Origin of the sequence: Acidaminococcus sp. HCP3S3_H5 (assembly GCF_052122235.1) — a bacterium.
In the GTDB taxonomy this organism is placed as follows: domain Bacteria; phylum Bacillota; class Negativicutes; order Acidaminococcales; family Acidaminococcaceae; genus Acidaminococcus.
The window spans coordinates 1-2175 of sequence record NZ_JBQKCS010000015.1 but is presented as its reverse complement, the minus strand read 5'-3'; the positions used below and the strand labels follow the sequence as shown (position 1 = coordinate 2175).

Here is a 2175-nt window from a genome sequence, read left to right as displayed (position 1 = left end):
CCCTCACGGTACTATGCGCTATCGGTCACTAAGAAGTGTTTAGCCTTGGAGGGTGGTCCCCCCGACTTCCCGCAAAATTCCTCGTGCTTCGCGGTACTCTGGATACTGGCCCCCTTGCTCTGCCTTTTGCCTACCCGGCTCTCACGGTCTGTGGCTCACCTTTCCAGGTGATTCGGCTAGGCCTGACTCGGTTTATGCCAGTCCGTAACCCCAGGGAGCCGAAGCTCTCTGGTTTAGGCTCTGCCCTCTTCGCTCGCCGCTACTGTGGGCATCTCGTTTGATTTCTCTTCCTCCGGCTACTTAGATGTTTCAGTTCACCGGGTTCCCTTCCCGAAGGATACCATCCCATGACGGATGGTGGGTTTCCCCATTCGGACATCTACGGATCAAAGCCTGCTTGCGGCTCCCCGTAGCTTTTCGCAGCTTACCACGTCCTTCATCGGCTCTTAGTGCCAAGGCATTCACCGTATGCCCTTAGTAGCTTGACTTAAAATTGCTTCGATAAATTGTCTGCTCCTTTGTCGCTCGTCGTTCGCCATCCTCGACATACTGGAGTATTGTCTCCGGTGGCTCTCTTCCTCGCTTCGCGGATCAGAGCAATTTCTCTTCGCAATTTTCCGGATCCTTATGGATCCCGGTTCTCATTACTAAGGAACTTACGTTCCCTGGTATTTCTCGTTACTCGATTCTAAATTCGCATTTAGATCAGAGGTGCTTATCTGATCATCACATCAGATAAGACTTTGTTTGTCTCTTCTATGAAGTTTTCAAGGTTCATGTGGTGGAGACGAGGAGAATCGAACTCCTGACCCCCTGCTTGCAAGGCAGGTGCTCTCCCAGCTGAGCTACGCCCCCGCTATATTTCAGCTGTTCCGAAGAACAGATGAAAACAATTTCAACAATCCATTTCAATTCAAAATTTGGTGGGCCTAAGAGGACTCGGACCTCTGACCTCACGCTTATCAGGCGTGCGCTCTAACCAGCTGAGCTATAGGCCCATGGATTGCCTGAGGGTAAAACCCTCAAAACCAAATATTGTTTTGACAGATGTGCGTCGACGAGAATAGAAGCGAATCCTTGGATTCCTTCGGTTCTCCATAGAAAGGAGGTGATCCAGCCGCTCGTTCTCGAACGGCTACCTTGTTACGACTTCACCCCAATCATCGGCCCCACCTTAGACAGCTGACTCCTAAAAGGTTATCTCACCGGCTTCGGGTGTTACCAACTTTCGTGGTGTGACGGGCGGTGTGTACAAGGCCCGGGAACGTATTCACCGCAGTATGCTGACCTGCGATTACTAGCGATTCCAACTTCACGCAGGCGGGTTGCAGCCTGCGATCCGAACTGGGGTCGGGTTTCTGGGATTGGCTCCGCCTCGCGGCTTCGCTGCCCTTTGTTGCCGACCATTGTAGTACGTGTGTAGCCCAAGACATAAGGGGCATGATGACTTGACGTCATCCCCGCCTTCCTCCAGGTTATCCCTGGCAGTCTCCTATGAGTCCCCACCATTGCGTGCTGGTAACATAGGATAAGGGTTGCGCTCGTTGCGGGACTTAACCCAACATCTCACGACACGAGCTGACGACAGCCATGCACCACCTGTTTTCGTGCTTCCGAAGAAGGGGACCTATCTCTAGGTCTTTCACTCAATGTCAAGCCTTGGTAAGGTTCTTCGCGTTGCGTCGAATTAAACCACATACTCCACCGCTTGTGCGGGCCCCCGTCAATTCCTTTGAGTTTCAATCTTGCGATCGTAGTCCCCAGGCGGGGTACTTATTGCGTTAACTCCGGCACAGAAGGGGTCGATACCTCCTACACCTAGTACCCATCGTTTACGGCCAGGACTACCGGGGTATCTAATCCCGTTTGCTACCCTGGCTTTCGCATCTCAGCGTCAGACACAGTCCAGAAAGGCGCCTTCGCCACTGGTGTTCCTCCCAATATCTACGCATTTCACCGCTACACTGGGAATTCCCCTTTCCTCTCCTGCACTCAAGACTCCCAGTATCCAACGCCATACGGGGTTAAGCCCCGCATTTTCACGTCGGACTTAAAAGCCCGCCTACATGCTCTTTACGCCCAATAATTCCGGACAACGCTTGCCACCTACGTATTACCGCGGCTGCTGGCACGTAGTTAGCCGTGGCTTCCTCGTCAGGTACCGTCAACACCAAA

The 2175-nt window shown here is 52.7% G+C and carries 2 tRNA genes and 2 rRNA genes; all 4 read right to left on the bottom strand.

The features are described 5' to 3' along the window. Nucleotides 1-488, bottom strand: a 23S ribosomal RNA gene (locus ACTQY5_RS10940); the annotation flags it as partial. A gap of 291 nt (nucleotides 489-779) precedes the next feature. Continuing rightward, nucleotides 780-855 (bottom strand) — tRNA-Ala (locus ACTQY5_RS10935). 66 nt (nucleotides 856-921) lie between these two features. Beyond that, nucleotides 922-998: transfer RNA gene (locus ACTQY5_RS10930), tRNA-Ile, on the bottom strand. Nucleotides 999-1101: 103 nt separating this feature from the next. Next, nucleotides 1102-2175, bottom strand: a 16S ribosomal RNA gene (locus ACTQY5_RS10925); the annotation flags it as partial.